The 15,711-nt window shown below is 46.1% G+C and carries 12 protein-coding genes; 3 read left to right on the forward strand and 9 right to left on the reverse strand.

Annotated elements, in window-relative coordinates; all coding sequences use genetic code 11:
- Positions 1-9 precede the first annotated feature (9 nt).
- The 4 genes from IHV80_RS18300 to dsrO all read right to left on the reverse strand — a co-directional run bounded on the left by IHV80_RS18300 (position 10) and on the right by dsrO (position 6,177).
- Positions 10-651 carry a c-type cytochrome gene (locus IHV80_RS18300; RefSeq protein ID WP_192891759.1) on the reverse strand — a complete coding sequence of 214 codons (642 nt, stop codon included), beginning with the start codon at positions 649-651 and terminating at the stop codon, positions 10-12.
- Positions 652-1,088: 437 nt separating this feature from the next.
- Positions 1,089-4,181, reverse strand: coding sequence for a tetrathionate reductase subunit A (locus IHV80_RS18305; protein ID WP_192891760.1), 3,093 nt, complete (start codon positions 4,179-4,181; stop codon positions 1,089-1,091).
- A 14-nt stretch (positions 4,182-4,195) separates the two neighbouring features.
- On the reverse strand, positions 4,196-5,344 hold the full coding sequence (gene nrfD, locus IHV80_RS18310) for an NrfD/PsrC family molybdoenzyme membrane anchor subunit (protein ID WP_192891761.1): 1,149 nt from the start codon (positions 5,342-5,344) through the stop codon (positions 4,196-4,198).
- Complete coding sequence (gene dsrO / locus IHV80_RS18315) at positions 5,341-6,177, reverse strand: sulfate reduction electron transfer complex DsrMKJOP subunit DsrO (RefSeq protein ID WP_192891762.1); 837 nt, start codon at positions 6,175-6,177, stop codon at positions 5,341-5,343. The genes nrfD and dsrO overlap by 4 nt, the downstream gene beginning before the upstream one ends.
- Positions 6,178-6,437: 260 nt before the next feature.
- Between dsrO and IHV80_RS18320 the strand changes: the two genes are divergently transcribed.
- The 3 genes from IHV80_RS18320 (at position 6,438) to IHV80_RS18330 (ending at position 10,492) form a co-directional block, all read left to right on the forward strand.
- The gene (locus IHV80_RS18320) at positions 6,438-8,309 is read left to right on the forward strand and encodes a sensor histidine kinase (RefSeq protein ID WP_192891763.1); all 1,872 of its coding nucleotides are present in this window, start codon (positions 6,438-6,440) and stop codon (positions 8,307-8,309) included.
- 11 nt (positions 8,310-8,320) lie between these two features.
- A complete protein-coding gene (locus tag IHV80_RS18325; RefSeq protein ID WP_192891764.1) occupies positions 8,321-8,923 on the forward strand; it encodes a response regulator transcription factor in 603 nt (200 codons plus the stop codon).
- A gap of 330 nt (positions 8,924-9,253) precedes the next feature.
- Complete coding sequence (locus tag IHV80_RS18330) at positions 9,254-10,492, forward strand: tetratricopeptide repeat protein (RefSeq protein WP_192892169.1); 1,239 nt, start codon at positions 9,254-9,256, stop codon at positions 10,490-10,492.
- Between the two features lie 242 nt (positions 10,493-10,734).
- Here IHV80_RS18330 and sstT read toward each other — a convergent pair whose 3' ends face one another.
- From sstT to IHV80_RS18355, 5 genes are all read right to left on the reverse strand, one after another.
- Positions 10,735-11,949, reverse strand: a complete 1,215-nt coding sequence (gene sstT / locus IHV80_RS18335) for a serine/threonine transporter SstT (RefSeq protein ID WP_102438365.1) — start codon at positions 11,947-11,949, stop codon at positions 10,735-10,737.
- Between the two features lie 436 nt (positions 11,950-12,385).
- Complete coding sequence (gene rsgA / locus IHV80_RS18340) at positions 12,386-13,450, reverse strand: ribosome small subunit-dependent GTPase A (protein ID WP_192891765.1); 1,065 nt, start codon at positions 13,448-13,450, stop codon at positions 12,386-12,388.
- Between the two features lie 539 nt (positions 13,451-13,989).
- A complete protein-coding gene (locus IHV80_RS18345) occupies positions 13,990-14,448 on the reverse strand; it encodes a copper chaperone PCu(A)C (protein ID WP_192891766.1) in 459 nt (152 codons plus the stop codon).
- Between the two features lie 83 nt (positions 14,449-14,531).
- The gene (locus tag IHV80_RS18350; protein WP_192891767.1) at positions 14,532-15,128 is read right to left on the reverse strand and encodes an SCO family protein; all 597 of its coding nucleotides are present in this window, start codon (positions 15,126-15,128) and stop codon (positions 14,532-14,534) included.
- Positions 15,125-15,565, reverse strand: a complete 441-nt coding sequence (locus IHV80_RS18355; RefSeq protein ID WP_192891768.1) for a hypothetical protein — start codon at positions 15,563-15,565, stop codon at positions 15,125-15,127. The genes IHV80_RS18350 and IHV80_RS18355 overlap by 4 nt, the downstream gene beginning before the upstream one ends.
- Positions 15,566-15,711: the final 146 nt, after the last annotated feature.

Consider the following 15,711-nt stretch of genomic DNA (forward strand, 5'->3'; position numbering starts at 1 on the left):
GCGAGCCCTTTAGTATCGGAAAGATGCGAAGTAGTAAGACAGGTTCTTGATCTCATCGTCGGTCAACTTGCCGGCGATATTGCCCATCATGTTCAAATCATCACCCTTGCGAGTGCCGCTTTTCCAAGCGTTGAGCTGCGCTTGAATGTAGTCGGCGTGCTGGCTTGCTAGGCGAGGGAACTTATCTACGCCCATGCCACTTGGCCCATGACAAGTTGCACAAGCTGGAATGTTTCTATCCCAATCGCCTTGGAATACAAGCTTACGATAAGGGTTACCAATATCAGCTTGTGAGCCGCGCTGTTCTAAATCGCTGAATTCGTATGAAGGTAATGAAGCGAAGTATTCTGCAACCTCACGGCGAATAGCAGGATCAGACACTCCATCCGCCATGCCCTTCATGATCGCGCTTTGACGCTCGCCACTAGAGAATAAGACCAGTTGATCTTCGAGGTAGTCAGCATTGAGCCCTGCAAGCATTGGGGCGATGTTTGGCATGCCTTTCCCGTCGGCTTGGTGGCAACCACTGCAGGTTTCCGCGGCTTCTGGCATTGGATTAGGCGCTGCTTGTGCAAAACCGGATAAAGAAAGGCTTCCTAAAGCAGCGATGCAAAGCGTGAGAGTTTGAGTTTTTATATTCAGCTTAATCATGAGGCGTCGCTATTGGTTGTAATGCACGCATTTTCGGCATAATTGAGTACTTACGCTATTGTGGATTTCCACATTAATTCACTTGGAACTTGAGGTAAGTCTCACATTAATAGCCTCAATCGTCATGGTGGTATTTAGTGAGTCCCAAAAAGCTGATTCAAATCGCCGTTAACGAAATGCAAGGGAGCTGCCATGTTTGCCTTGGCCTAACGGCTTGTTAAGGTTCTTTTATGGCACCGATTGTATAAGCATAGCCGCTTTATGGAGACTGGCTAAAAATTGTGGCGTAGTGAAGACTGGCTGATTGCTTGGGGTAGGGCTGCCGTTCGAAAAACAGAGCAACCTCGAAGGACGAAGTTGCTCTGTTGTGTTCCTAGTTACGAATGAGTAGGGACATGGTTGGACAAGTGCTTAAGTGAGATCTTACGGAGTTTAAATTAAACTTTGTAGATCTTAGCGGGAAGCGCTTGCCTTGCTGCTGCGCCCACAACCCAATCGAGCATGACGCCTTTTCCTTCTCTTGTAGGGTCAATTAATCCAATATCATTGATATTAACGCCATCGTTTGACTTCATCTTCACTGGTTGTTGTGTGTCACCGATCCAGTGTGCTCGTTCACCGAGCTCTTTGTGGCCAAAGCCATGCTCAAAGCCCAATGTTCCCTGTTTGATGCCATCAATGACCATCGCCAGCGCGTGTGTGGTTGAACTTGGCGTTTCAATGGCAAACACGTCACCGGTTTTGATGCCTGCTGAAGAGGCGTCTTGTGGGTGAATGTACACCGGATTCACACCTTTGATTGATTCCAAACGTGGCGATAAGTTAGACACCGCACTGTGAATATTGGACTTAAAGTTAGTCAGGGTAAATGGCCACTCTTTTGCTGGGAACTGCTCTGATAAAGGTGTGCCGTCTACCAGCTTTTGTGGGTACCATGTCGGGCAACCCATGTACTGCTCGCCACTGATGGTGTTGCGAGAAGTACCGAGCTTTTCATTCCAGATTGCCAATGGTTTGGTCCATTTGTACTTCATGGTTTCATTGGTGTAGGCATTGGTTGCGTCTTCAAAACGACCGCCACGTGCGAAGATATACGCCACTTTGAGCATCTCTTCTGGCTTGAGCGTTTTGTTCATCACAGGTACAAGGCGTTCTAGACCAGACCATACTATGTCTTCCGCGTCTACATTGGGTACGCCACCTTTCACGAATGCTAAGTTAGCCGCTGAGCGTAGATAGAAATCTTCAGCGCTATGAATACCGTACCAGTTGCCTTGGTTATCTTTAATAGCGTTGTCACCAAAGCCACCTAAGCCGAGTGTTTTCGCTACATCAATAAAGAAGTTCTCAAGGTTAATGGCACGCCCGTCTTGAGTGCGTGAGGTTTTAGGTTCAATAATTGGCCAGCGAGCAGTGATCGCCTTAGTCGCGACGCCATGCCACGGTGTCGCCATGCCCCAACTCTCGTAGGTCACTGTGTCTGGCACTAGGTAATCCGATAGTGCCGTGGTTTCGTTGATGAAGGCATCGATAGAGACGATCAAACCAAGTTGTTTTGGATCCTTTAGCTTCTCGCCTAGTAGGTTGTCTAACCCCGGAACACCATAAAGTGGGTTCGCCATGTGGTTGATCCATGCTTTTGCGCGATATGGGTATCCATCAATCGCAGCTGATAAATGCTCGGTCAAAAGCGGTGCAGATATTGGGTACCAAGGCGCGCGAGTCGGATAGGGTGATTCACCGGCAGCAACACGGCGTTTGTATTCGCTAGTTTTTTGATACGGGAATTTGCTACGAGACAAGAACACGCCTTGAGGCTTAGTTTTGCCCTTGAACTTGGTAAAGTCGTAACGTGGACCAGCAACAGAAGTTGGGTAGCCACCCGCTTTCGCCATCGCTCCACCTTTTGCGTTGATGTTACCGATTAGCGCGTTCAGCATTAGGATAGAGAACGAATTGTAGAAACCATTGGTGTGCATGTTGCCACCGTGAGTATCCACCACTGCTTTTGTACCATAGCTGGTGAAACGTTTCGCTAGCGCAATAATCTGATCTTGTGGGATTTCACATTGCTCACTGTAGTAAGCAAGGTCGTATTTGAAGGCTTCTTCTTTCAATCGTTGTAGAGAAGACTTAACACGGACGGTTTGACCATCAATTTCTACGTCTTGAGCGACAAACAACGCCGCTTCATCGACCTGAATACTTGGTGTTAGTAGTGACGTTGTCACATCAAGTGCGATAAATCCATCATCGTCAGATAGCGGTTCACCCGTTTCTAGCAAACCAATATCCGATGCACGAAGCATACGCCCGTTTTGTGGGTGGCTTTCGTCGCTGATCACGAGGTGAGATGCATTACACCAGTGCGTGGTGCCGGCTTTCTGCATTGCTTGCGCGCTTGGGCGAGACAAGAAGTCGTGATTGTAGCGCTGGTTCTCGATGATCCATTGGATCATACCCAATACTAATGCTGAATCGGTGCCCGGTTTGATCGGAAGCCAGTTGTTGCGATCGCCCGCGGCAAGGCTTGATGAACCTGCAGGAAGGCTTGGTGTCACAATGGTGTAGCTCAGTTTTCCATTGGTACGAGCCTCTGCCAGTTGTCTTGCTTGGCGCTTAAACGGGTTACCCGCTTGAGCCGGAGACATACCGATGAAAAGGATGAACTCTGCGTTGTTGAAGTCAGGCTTTAAGTGCGAGAACTTGTCTAGATCATTCATTATCGCGCCTGAACCTGCGCGGAACGCGTAGCCACAGTAAGAGCCGTGGTGGCCAAAGTTGCGAGTGCCGTAGCTGTTAAACGCAAAGCGCTTCAAGATGTCATCACGGCCTTCATTACCCGCATTAGTCACTAATAGTTGGTTGGCTTTTGGTCCGTATTCAGGGTTGTTCGGATCGAGTGGTGTTTCGATGTCACGAATCGATCGTAAGCCTTCGACTTCACCTTCTCCGAACAAGTCACCACCTTCGGTGATCTCAGAGATAAGCTGCTCGTAACTGATTGGTTCCCACTTTCCCTCACCACGCTTACCAACACGTTTGAGTGGTTGAGTGATTCGGTATGGGCTGTTTTGAATCTCTAACATGCCGTTACCACGGGCGCAGGCTGTCGAGCGATTATTTATGCCTGATTCACCAGACAAGCCAATGTAGGCGTCTTTTACCGGTGTTTTAAACGGGATTTGCTGATCACTTGATAACGGGTGATACGGGTTACCTGAGATACGTAAGATCTCGTCGTTGCGATTATCGATACGTACACGCAAGCCACACAGTGTCCAGCATCCGAAACACATTGATGGTGCCACGCGTTGATTTGGATTCGGCGAGATCTTACCTTGTTCATCGACACTGTATTCCGTCTCTAACGAATTACCGTGATGGATGTGGTTGGTTTTTTTGCCTGCAGTGCCATCGATAGCACCGTGAACCATGTGTTTTGTGGTTGTCGCATAACCTGCAGCAAAAGCTCCAACACCACCGGCAGCAAGGCCTGTTTTTAAAAATTGACGACGTTTGTTATCCATGATGATTCCTCAGACTACAAGCTATGTGAGCGGTTAAGTGGTGACGATGTATTTTGGTTTGGCTTCGATGTTGTCTTTAGTGCAGAGCCAGTTGTTCTTGTTGATCCAACAGACACGATCTCAGAGGCGAACAACGCAAGTGCTAACCAAAGGCCACACATACCAACAATGCCGAGCAATCCCGCGCTACCCATAGGCAGTTCATAAGGGAATGGACCCACATCAAAACGTGGAATAGTTTGAACTTCCATCATGGTGACCCAACGCACCGCCCAGGCTGAAACTATGGTTGCAAGCGCAACAGCAATAACTCCAAGCTTGCTTTGCGATAGACGTTGCAGAGGTAGAACTAAGATCATGCACAGCAAAATGCTGGTGGTCATGATGCCTAAATTAATGCCCCAAGTGTCGTTCTCATACAGATTGAAGTGACCATGGTTAGATGCCCAAATCGAGGTAAGAATGATGGCAAGACCACCCGTTAACGTAATGGTTCTTTGTACTATAGCGAGGTCTGTTGGTTTTAAGCTAGGTTTGCTTGAAGGCAGTAGAGCCCAAATCAACAGCGTTAAGCCCGTTGCAGCAAAGAATGCGGTCGTGAACCAAAGCAGTGGAGAAGCCGGTTGATGCCAAAGCGGTCGGCTCGCCAAAATTGCAATCTCAGCGCCTGTGTAAAGCGCGATACTTAAGCCAGAAATAGCCGTCACAGCTGCGAATGCAATCATCAGCTTTGTCGGTACCTGCCATTGACCTAGTGTTAGCCAAGACAAACGTATTAGAAGCGGGTTTTCACTCTCTTTAAGTTGTGCGATGTCATCACGCAGGTAAAGCCAAGCAGTCGCGACAGCCAGACCAGAAAACAGAGGAAGAAACAGAGAGCCCAATGACATCCATGACCAAGGCGTGATGTGGGCGTAGAAGTGCCAAGCGCGTCCTGGTTGGTGTAAGTCACCAGTTAGTGCTAGTGGCCCAACAATTGCGCCGATGGCCATCACAAGCACAAGGGCTGAACGGAATTGATGACTGGTTGAGTTTTTGAATATCAGTGCAATCAAAAACAGAATAGCAGCAGCGTAAGCCGAACCAATGTAGAAGAAATATTGAACCGCCCACGGTAGCCAAGCGATCTCTTGAGCGGGGACTAACACCTCTGTGATATTCATGCTGTCTCTCCTTGTTTGCTTTGTGTTGCGATTGCCAATTCTTGTTTGCTAGAGGATGAGTTATCGATGGCGGCTGGGTCATAAATTGCAGGTTGGCCTTCGATGTGGCTAACGAATCGCTCGTTCATGCCGATATAGAAAACATGTGGGTTGGTATTCTGTTCTGGCTTGAGCACTTTGATGTCGTTTTGGTTTTCATTAAGCAGGCGGTTGATCTCGCTGTTTGGATCTTTCAGGTCACCAATGACACGTGCGCCACCGACACAGGTTTCTACACAAGCGGGCAGTAAGCCGTCTTCAAGGCGGTGTGCACAGAAGGTACATTTATCAGCGGTCAGTGTGTCGTTATTAATGAAACGAGCATCGTAAGGGCAAGCTTGAACACAGTAAGCACAGGCTACGCAGCGTTCGTTGTCGACCATTACAATGCCGTCTTCACGTTGGAACGTCGCTTGAACAGGACAAACCTTGATGCAGGGTGCGTTGTCACAGTGATTACACAGGCGAGGCAACATGAATGATTTCACGTCTTGTTGAGCAGTCGAACCATCATCAAGGGAGACTTCATACTGTTTTACTGTGGTTCTGAACTGGCCAATCGGCGCTTGGTTTTCAACGCTACAGCCAACAGTACATGCCTGACAGCCAACGCATTTACGTAAATCAATCGCCATGGCGTAGCGTTTACCTACTTCACCTTTGCGGTCAGGTTGGTTGTTATTGCGAATGGCTGTGCTCGCGACTGCGGTGTTGATTCCGGCAATGGGAATGAGCGCAGCGCCGGCGGAAACTTTACCGAATTGGCTGAGAAACCGTCTTTTTAATGAGTCCATAGAGGTACCTATAAATGGGTATTCGATCTGTTAGGCTCATTGTCAGTTTTTGACCGTTCACGGGGTATTGTGGATTTCCACATACCCAGATCAAAGTTGATCTAGAACAAATGTGGTTTTCGCTATCTAGCTGTTATGCTTTGTATTAGAGGTTTATTTAAGGCGATCTAAAGCATAAGTTAAGCTTAAACATGTCGTCAGTTTAAAGACGAAGTGAAATGAATAGAGAATAAAGTGTCCGTTTGGAGAAAGAGATTTTAGTGACCGTTCGAAAACTAATGACAATCGTTAGCCTTTGCTGGTTAAGCCTAACCACAGGTGCGTGTTTCGCGGCTCAATCTGAACAAGCGATAGCAACGGCAAATATCACTGAACCCGATCAGATTATCGAGGTTGGTGTGTTGGCGACCCGAGGCAAACTCTCGGCACAGCAGCGTTGGCAGCCAACAATGGATTGGTTGTCTGAGCGTATTGCGGGTAAGCAGTTTGTCCTCAAGCCTTTCAACTTGGAAGAGATGGCCGAAGCGGTGAAAGGGGTCACTGTCGATTTTGTTATTACTAATCCAGGTCAGGCGGTCCGATTAGGGCGTCAGTACGCGCTCTCTTGGATGGCGACCATGACCAGTCATAACTTCGAACAGCCGGGTGCCAACAATACGCAAAGTATTGGTTCGGCCTTGGTGGTGAGAAGAATGTCGCCTTATATTTCTTTTGAACAACTGAGTGGTAAGCCAATTGCGGCGGTCTCGGAAAATGCGTTCGGTGGCTACCTCACAATGCGTTACCAAGTGATGCAAGAGGGGCTCAATCCCAATCACTTCTTTTCTAATATTCAATTCCTAGGTTTCCCGATTGATGCCAGCTTGTACCAACTACGAGAAGGGCATATTGAAGCGGCTGTGGTGCCTGCTTGTTTGGTCGAGAGCATGATCAATGAAGGTTTGCTGGTGGCTGGACAATATCGAATTATTGGCAATCAAGCACCTGAAGGCTTCCAATGCCAAGTGTCTACGCCTCTGTATTCCAACTGGTCGTTTGCCAAAACAGAGCGAGCTTCTTCAGCATTAGCGAAGCAAATGAGTCAGGTGCTGTTTTCAATGCCAAAGAGCAGTGCACCAGCGATTGCAGCGAATGCCTCGGGTTGGACGTCGCCAACAAGCCTGCTTTCAATCGACAAGCTTTATCAGCAACTCGACATGCACCCACTGCAACAGCCTTGGTGGAAAGAGGCGCTAATCTGGCTTAAGTACAATCAACAGTGGGCTTGGGCGTTCTTTTTGTTAGTCGTGCTTCTTAATGCCTATCACTTCTGGCTAGAGTACAAATTCAGCCGCAGTAAAAAGCAATTAGAAGCCACACTGCATAAGCTAAAGAGCAAGAGTGAACAGCTAGAGCACTCTCAACGTATCGCAGTAGTCGGTGAACTGGGAAGCAGCTTGGCACACGAGATCAATCAACCTTTGGCGGCCATTCGCAACTACAGCGAAGGTGGTTTATTGCGGATTTCGAAGAACAAACCATTGACCGATATTGAACCCGTGTTTGAGAAGATTCAGTCTCAAGTGGATCGTGCAGACGCGATCATTCAACGCTTAAGAAATATGATAAAGAAACGCTCATCGGAGAAATCTCAGACCGACATCGAGCAGTTACTCACAGACACCATTGAGTTGCTGCAATTTCGATTACAGAAACACAAAATAACCATTGAGCGCCACGCTGTGGGTAAGCCTATCCAACTGCACGTTGACCCGGTGGGATTACAGCAAGTGATTGTAAACCTGATCAACAATGCGACCGACGCATGTAATGCACAACAGCACCGCGAACACAGCGCTGCGTCTGATATTGATAACAAAAACAGTGAACCACCAACAATTAAAGTGATTACCGAGTATCAACCGGATAAAATGATGCTGTCGGTTATCGATAACGGTACGGGCTTAGATTTCACCGAACAACAAGTCACTCAAGCCTTTGTGAGTAGCAAAGAAAATGGCTTGGGTTTAGGGCTTGCGATTTGCCAAGATGTGATTGAAGACCACAGCGGCCAAATGGCCATCAAATCATTGATTCCTCATGGCTGTCACGTCGCAGTGACGTTACCTTTTTCTCTTTCAAATGATTCATAAGGAATCTTGTTATGTCTGAACTTCATCAAACGTTACCGGTCTATGTGGTTGACGACGATGAGTCGATGCGTGACTCATTGGTGTTCCTATTGGAAGAGCATGATTTTACGGTGTCAGCTTATGAAGATGGCCCGAGCTTTCTGGATTCAGTGGATTTGAGTGCGCCTGGGTGCGTGGTGTTAGACAGCCGAATGCCTGAAATGAGAGGGCAACAAGTTCATGAATTGATGGTGAAAGCGCAGAGCCCATTGTCGGTGATTTATCTGACGGGTCACGGTGATGTGCCAATGGCTGTGGAAGCCCTACAAGCCGGTGCGGTGAACTTCTTTCAAAAACCGGTCAAAGGCAGCGAATTGGCAGAGGCGATCAAACAAGGTTTAGATGCCTCTGAAAAGCACTTACACATGAATGTGTACCGTCAAGCGTATGCGTCGTTAACTGAGCGCGAAATCGACATTCTTAAGCAGATCATCGATGGAAAACGTAACCAGAAAATTGCTGATGAGTTATGTATCGCCATGAGAACGGTGGAAGTACACCGAGCGAGTTTGATGAAGAAATTCTCAGCGAAGACCGTTGCCGAGTTGGCTTACATATACGGTCAATTGACCTAGGCATAGAGCTGTCTCTGTACGCAATTATTGATGGAAAAACATCAATTGCGTCACCAAGCCTTAGGACTTTTCTGATGAAAGGCAGTCTTCATAATTTATCTATATTGGAGCAAGATCACATCGTCTATGGACTGCATACGGATTGAACCCCCTAGGCTTCTTATCGCAATGTAATCCTGAGATACTGAACTAAGTTCATTTTAGGGCGGAACGTGTTAGTAACTGCACTTTTCCCTGTAATTCGAAACATAACATTCACTATGGGTAGAACATACTCTCAACGTCGAGTCTTGTATCTGCCGAATTAGGTTAAAATATTTTATGAGTACAATGGGAATCGCAATTGGTGCGACGGCTCTTTCGTTAATACTTGTGGCCGTATGGCTGGTTTCTTTGTCGTTAAGAAAGCAGCGAGTGGAACAAGAACGTAAAGCACGTGCTGTCGCTTACCGAAAGGCGATTGAAAAAGCGCGCATACAAGAGCAAAAAGAGCGTAACTTCAAAGCCGAAACCGGGCATGTTCCATCGATTCTATATTTGGCGAAAGAGGCTGAACGTAACAATATTAAGGAAGCCCTATATTGGTACGACAAAGCCGCGCATTTAGATAATGTCACTGGTATGTACGGCATTGTTCGCATGAGCATGAAGCGAAAAGAAGACCTAATTTTAAGAGAAAAAGCCAACTTTTGGCAGCTCGCGATCTCAGCTTTAGAGAACGACATGGTCGCGAAGTTTGAGATGGGTAAAGCGCTCGTTTTCGGCCGAGGAACCGATAAAAACATTCCCAAAGGTTATACCTACATCGAAGAGTCTGCGACGGGCGGAAACACAGAAGCGATGCTGTTTATGGGTGAGTGGTGTCTAGACAAAGAAAATCCAGATTACTCAGCCGAAAGCTCATTCGAGTGGTACCAAAAGGCCGCAGATAAAAACAACTTAGACGGAAAAATCAAACTAGGTTTGAGTTACTTGAATGGTGTTGGTGTTGAGCCTAATCATGGTGAGGCTGTGTATTGGTTTGAGACAGCAGCCGAAAAGAACAGCGAAGAAGCCATGTTTCGGGCTGGTGAGGCTTGGATTGATCATGGTGAACACGGCAATGCTATCGCTTATATCTGGCTATTCTTGTCCGCCCATTTCGGTTATTCAGAAGCAAAACAGTTGAGGGATAAAGTGGGGGGCGAACTTGGGGTTGATGCTGTCGTAGGATTGCAGGCTCTAACCAAACCAATCATGACCAAACTGACCCAAGAAGCGGTCACCAAGCACTCGGTCGTTAAGGCGTTGAACAAGCTTTACAAACGTAATATTCCGATCCCTAAAAAGGTGAAAGACGTTACTGAAGAAGAGGAACTTGACGTGTCGAAGGCGAAAGGCAGCGATGCTGAAATGAATGACCAGATGAACGCTCAAGACGCTAATCCAGAAAACAACCAACAATATACTTCAGAGCAACATGCAGCGCCCCAAACGGGTACGAATCAGAGTACAGATAAAGCAGCGTCACCCGCGCCTAGCGGTGCATCTTTAGATTTTAGCCAAACCAATTGGAGCAACAAAAATTAAGCCAGTAGCTTGATGAGGAGAGTGTTTGAAATACTTGACCTCATTTAGGTCAGCAGCTTATCTGAATTGCACTCCATTGGAGGCGAGGCACTCTGAGTTAGGAATGACAGGATCAAAAAAGGGAAGCTGATGCTTCCCTTTTTATTTATGTGCTATTTGCTTTTAGAGCTTAGAGCTTAGAGCTTAGAGCTTAGAGCTTAGAGCTTAGAGCTTAGAGCTAAAGGCTAATACCTAAGAGCTTATTAAGCTTTATTTTGCTCAGCTTTACATACAGCGGCAGTGAACACTACGTCTGTTGAGCTGTTAAGTGCTGTTTCAGCAGAATCTTGAATCACACCGATAATGAAACCTACCGCTACAACCTGCATCGCTACATCGTTTGAGATGCCGAATAGGCCACAAGCTAGTGGGATAAGCAGTAGTGAACCGCCAGCAACACCCGATGCGCCACATGCTGAAATTGCAGCAACAAGGCTTAGTAGAATCGCAGTGAAGATATCAATTTCAATACCCATAGTGTGAACAGCCGCAAGTGTTAACACAGTGATGGTGATTGCAGCACCAGCCATGTTGATTGTTGCGCCTAGAGGGATAGATACAGAGTAAGTATCTTCATCTAGGTTTAGTTTCTTACAAAGGTTCATGTTCACTGGGATGTTTGCAGCGCTTGAACGAGTGAAGAATGCAGTTACACCAGACTCACGGATACATTGAAGTACAAGTGGGTATGGGTTTTGTTTTGTTTTCACAAAGACAAGCAGTGGGTTCACCACAAGTGCGATGATCAGCATTGAGCTTAGCAGAACAGCGAGCAGTTGGCCGTAGCTTGCTAATGCATCGAAGCCTGTTGTTGCGAACGTAGTCGAAACAAGACCGAAGATACCGAATGGTGCAAGACGAATAATGAAGCGAACAATGTGTGAAACACTGTGGCTTAGGTCTTCGAAAACCGCTTTGGTTGTTGCAGATGCGTGGTGCAGTGCAAGACCAAGACCGATTGCCCAAGCAAGAATACCGATGTAGTTCGCGTTCATTAGCGCGCTTACTGGGTTATCGACAAGCTTGAATAGAAGGGTATGAAGAACTTCAGCAATACCTTGAGGAGGGTTAGCACCTTCAGCGCCAGCAACCAGTGTCAAAGTGGTCGGGAACATGAAGCTCAATACTACTGCTGTTAGTGCAGCAGAGAACGTACCAATCAGGTAAAGCACAATGATTGGACGCATATGAGTATGCTGACCTTTCTTTTGGTTTGCGATAGAAGCTGCAACAAGAATGAATACTAAAATTGGGGCTACAGCTTTCAGCGCACCAACAAACAGACTACCTAGTAGGCCTGCATCTTGAGCAGCTGATGGAGAAACCATGGCGAGAACGACACCGAAAACAATACCAGCAAGGATCTGTAGAACGAGATTTCCACGAGCGATGCGGGCGAGCATGTTGTGATTTTGCATAAAATACCTGCAATTGTTAATTTATTATAGTGATGTATCTTTTTATAAAGTTGTACCAAATCCAACTATACACTAGTGGAATGGGCGGTCATATTAGCGGGATCTAACGGGGTGTCTAGGAATAGTTTAGATTTAGGGTGATTGTTTGCGCTATGTGGTGTTTTTAGAGCTAAATGTTAAATTTTTGTGCTGTGGTTGAGATATAAGTCTGCATGATAATACTCATTCGGGTCAATGTTCTGGTGAGAGCACTGCCAGTGACCATTCACGAGATCATTGTGTTCAGAAATGATCCCATCGAATTCCTGTCGATACAAAGAAGCCCCGCTCATACAAAAAAAGCCCCAAGCCTAATGCGTTAATAAGCTAGTTAAGCTAAGGCGCGATAGGGACATGGGGCTTAATTATGTGCTGTAAAACTTAATCTAAGAAACGGTTATTTAGACGATTTCTTGATATTACGGCTCTCTGACTGCACGGTTTTATACATTTTAGAAAGCTGTTTACTGTTCGCTCTCTGTTCTGCCAATGAGGCTCCATTTCTTGCTTGCTCTCTGAGTAGCTTCTCATAGTTAGAGAATCGTCTTTCAGAAAGTTCACCGCTTTCAATGGCTTTGCGTATTGCGCATCCTGGTTCTGACTCATGGCTGCAATCAGAGAAGCGACAATGCATCGCTAACTCCTCCACATCAGAAAACGTTTCACTTACACCCTCAGCACAATCGGCGAGTTGTAGCTCACGCATTCCTGGTGTATCGAGCAACAAGCCTCCAGATGTCAGTAAATGCAACGATCGTGATGTGGTTGTATGACGGCCTTTACTGTCGTCTTCACGAATGCCACCAGTAGCTTGCTGAGAGTCACCAAGCAACGAGTTGACCAAGGTAGATTTGCCTACACCAGATGAACCCATTAAAGCAACGGTCTTTCCTGTTTTACACCAAGGCGACAATACTTGCGTCGAGTCTTGGTCTAGGCTGTTTACCGCTTCGATCATTAGCATCGAATCTAAGCTTTGCACTTGTTGTACTTTGTCTTCGTAGTCGTCACACAAGTCTTTCTTGGTGAGTACGATAACGGCTTCAACTTGTGCTTCGTTGGCGAGTGCTAGATAACGCTCAATGCGGCTCAGGTTAAAGTCATTGTTTAACGAGACCACGATAAACACGGTGTCGATATTGGCTGAAATGTACTGTTCAGCCACACGACTGCCTGCTGCTTTGCGACTGAAGAGCGATTGACGGTCTAGTAAACGGTCGAATTGCAGTTCAGAGTTCAAAATTACCCAGTCGCCAACCGTCATTGCGGGTTGGTTTTGATGGATAGGTAGAACGATTTCGCCTTGTTCTGACGCTAGTGTATAGCCGCTGCGATGGTGCGCGGTAATACGAGCAATGACGGAATGGTCATAGTCTTCGAGTGTCAGTTGTTGCTGAAATACAGGTTGCCATCCAAGCTGTTGAAGTGACATTGGATGAGAAAATGCAGTTTGTGAATTCATGTTTATTTACCCAGACGTGCGAGCTTTCTTTTCTTGTGAGAGTAAAGTCTTATCAGTGCATTAAAGTCTTATCAGTGCATTAAAGTCTTATGAGAGCATTAACATCTTGTGAGATCTCAGGTTATTGACGAGTTCAAAAAGTGTTTATGAGACCAAAAAGCGTTGATGAGATAAAAGCGTCGAGACGTCAAAAATGTTTTGAACTTGGGTCGAATTCAAATAGATAGGACCCCGGATTTAGTCATGCTCTGTTAAGCATGCAGGTATTGATCACTTACAGATCAATATTAAACCGGGTAAAAGTGTGCGGTAGCCAGTAGATGGCTTAATGTTGGTAGTTCGAGATTAAAGTTTGCTTAACCAAACAAATTAACGCGTTACTTTTACTGCCAGTTTTAGTGTTTTCATTACAATCATCTTCTATTCTCCTTGGTTGTTAATGTGGTCAGGCTTTGAATAAAAAGCGAGCTCAGTTTAGCAAAAAGCCACGATGGCGAGAAGCCATCGTGGCTTAATTATATTATTGATTGTGAATCTGATTAATGATGATCGTGATTCATCTTTTTCATGCCGCTCATTACTTTCTTAACCGGCGCGTCAAAGGTTTGCGTTTCACCATTAGCGAAAATCAGAGTCATTTCGATCTGCTCACCTTCTTTCAGGCTATCTTTTAGGTCGAACAACATAATGTGCAGGCTGCCAGGTTTAAGTACCGCTTCACCATTCGCAGGGATTGTAATCTCTTGAACTTGGCGCATTTTCATAACATCGCCGTCGACGATAACATCATGAAGCTCTACCTTGCCTGCTGCTGGTGTTGTTGCAGAAACAATAGTGCGATCTTTATCGCTGTGGTTCATCAGAGTCGTGAATACCGCGCTGTTCACTGCTGAAGGTGGTGTTGCACGAGCGTACGCGTCATGAACCATAATGTCGCTATTGGCGTGAGCAAGCGGAGTGAGCAGTAAGCCTGCTAGAGCAAGTGCTTTTAACTTCATGTTGTTGTCCTTAATTTTTATGTTTTGGTCTGGGACCTGACTTTTGTTCGAACTTTATTAGTTAAGTTCTTTGTTTTTACGTTTTACTGCGTCAGTTTGTTGATGGCCTCAACAATTGGCGCTGGCGTTAACGTATGCGGCACTTTGGTAATCAGTGTGCCGTCGGGCTTTAAAAAATAAAAATATGAGCTGTGGTCAAGGGTGTATTCCAACTCTGAACCTTCAAGCTTGGTCTTTCTGAAAATGACACCGTAGTTATGTGCAAGCGTTGTTGTCACATCTAACGGGCCACTTAGCCCTTCCATCATCGGGTGGAAGTATTGTGCGTATTCGTATGACGCTTCTGCAGCATCACGTTCAGGATCAAGCGAAACAAACATCGGGCGAATTTTGGCTTTGGCTTCTTCAGATACTTGGTTAAGTGCTCCGGCTAACATCGCCAAAGAAGTAGGGCAGACATCTGGGCAACGTGTGAAACCGAAGTAAACGATACGAATTCTGTCATCGGTTTGGTCAAAGATTTCCGTTGGCTGGTTGTCCTTGCCGAAAAGAGTCGTTGCGGAGAACTCTTGTTTTGCAGCGTGTTTTTCTTGAGTTTCGTTTTGCCCATCAAGATAACTTTTGATACCAAAGCCAAGTACAAAAGCAACAACCAATGCTAACGACCAATTTCTACTCATCTTGCCATCCTTATTGCAGGGTTTACAGTATCGACACCATCAGTGAGTTCACCGATCCATGTCATCTTATCTAAAGTACATACAGGTAAAATCACATCACCTTCATAGGTATTATTACCAATGTTCTTTAATTGAAAACGCGCTGAGCCCATCTCCATTTCTAAGCCTGTGAGTGACAACATCAGTGTCTCTGATGCGGCACCCTCCCAAACTACTTTTATCTTCGTGGGTAGAAGAGGTTGCGCGGTTTCTCGGTCAAGCGACATTGAAATCGATTCTTGCTCACACGATGTTGTTGAAAGCATGCAGTAGTCATCTAAGTTAACTTCGGTTGTTGAGTGCTCAATGACCGACTTTAGTTTTTGAAATACTTGTGGCCCATAAAAGCCTGCCACGAGAGCGATTCCAAGAGCTGCAACCTTTAATGCTGGGTGCATGTCGTGTTCTCATCTAATTTTATAAGAGCGGCGATGTTATCACACCCCTCAATACGTGCTTGTATCAAAAAGCAATTTTGTGCGTATGGTAGAACTAAAAAAGCGAAGCCACAGGCTTCGCTTCTATCTATCTAATAAGGATGTTG

Origin of the sequence: Vibrio bathopelagicus (assembly GCF_014879975.1) — a bacterium.
Lineage (GTDB): Bacteria > Pseudomonadota > Gammaproteobacteria > Enterobacterales > Vibrionaceae > Vibrio > Vibrio bathopelagicus.

Coding starts and splice junctions, on each gene's coding strand:
- nrfD (WP_192891761.1), bottom strand. CDS start 5,344: ATGAATATCACAGAGGTGTTAGTCCCCGCTCAAGAGATCGCTTGGCTA.
- rsgA (WP_192891765.1), bottom strand. CDS start 13,450: ATGAATTCACAAACTGCATTTTCTCATCCAATGTCACTTCAACAGCTT.
- IHV80_RS18345 (WP_192891766.1), bottom strand. CDS start 14,448: ATGAAGTTAAAAGCACTTGCTCTAGCAGGCTTACTGCTCACTCCGCTT.
- IHV80_RS18330 (WP_192892169.1), top strand. CDS start 9,254: ATGGGAATCGCAATTGGTGCGACGGCTCTTTCGTTAATACTTGTGGCC.
- IHV80_RS18350 (WP_192891767.1), bottom strand. CDS start 15,128: ATGAGTAGAAATTGGTCGTTAGCATTGGTTGTTGCTTTTGTACTTGGC.
- dsrO (WP_192891762.1), bottom strand. CDS start 6,177: ATGGACTCATTAAAAAGACGGTTTCTCAGCCAATTCGGTAAAGTTTCC.
- IHV80_RS18305 (WP_192891760.1), bottom strand. CDS start 4,181: ATGGATAACAAACGTCGTCAATTTTTAAAAACAGGCCTTGCTGCCGGT.
- IHV80_RS18355 (WP_192891768.1), bottom strand. CDS start 15,565: ATGCACCCAGCATTAAAGGTTGCAGCTCTTGGAATCGCTCTCGTGGCA.
- IHV80_RS18300 (WP_192891759.1), bottom strand. CDS start 651: ATGATTAAGCTGAATATAAAAACTCAAACTCTCACGCTTTGCATCGCT.
- IHV80_RS18325 (WP_192891764.1), top strand. CDS start 8,321: ATGTCTGAACTTCATCAAACGTTACCGGTCTATGTGGTTGACGACGAT.
- sstT (WP_102438365.1), bottom strand. CDS start 11,949: ATGCAAAATCACAACATGCTCGCCCGCATCGCTCGTGGAAATCTCGTT.